This is a genomic window from Parachitinimonas caeni (assembly GCF_030129945.1).
Taxonomy (GTDB): domain Bacteria; phylum Pseudomonadota; class Gammaproteobacteria; order Burkholderiales; family Chitinimonadaceae; genus Parachitinimonas; species Parachitinimonas caeni.
In genome coordinates, this window is the sequence record NZ_JARRAF010000195.1 from 1 (window position 1) to 431 (window position 431).

General features: G+C 63.6%; 1 protein-coding gene. It reads left to right on the forward strand.

Annotated features, from left to right (window positions below):
• Window positions 1-431 (forward strand): RHS repeat domain-containing protein (locus PZA18_RS24275; RefSeq protein ID WP_284103462.1); only part of this gene is annotated, 431 nt, incomplete at both ends.

Genomic DNA, 431 nt, shown 5'->3' on the forward strand with positions numbered 1-431 from the left:
ACAGACCGAGTACGACATCGCCGGCCGCATCACCAAGACCGTGCGCTACGCGACCCCGGCCAAGCTGTCGGTGGTGGCGCCCTTGTTCAGCCCGGTCAGCGGCATGGCGGGCCAGAACCTCAGCCCTGCGCAGACGCAAGACATCCTGAAGGAAGCTGGCGAGCTGCAAAAATCTGACGCCAACCGGGTCGAACGCTTCTGGTACGACACCGCCGGCCGCCTGATCCTCAGCGCCGACGCCGGTGGCATGCTGACCGAACGCACTTACGACAAGTCGGGCAATGTGCTGCGGCAGGTGCAATACGCGACCCCGGTCAGCGAAGCGACTTTGAGCCAGAACGAAACCAAGGTTGGCAAGTTGGTTGATCCGGTGACGGGCAAGGACACCCTGCAAATCAACGGGGCCGAGGCGGTTCTGGCGAATGCACTGG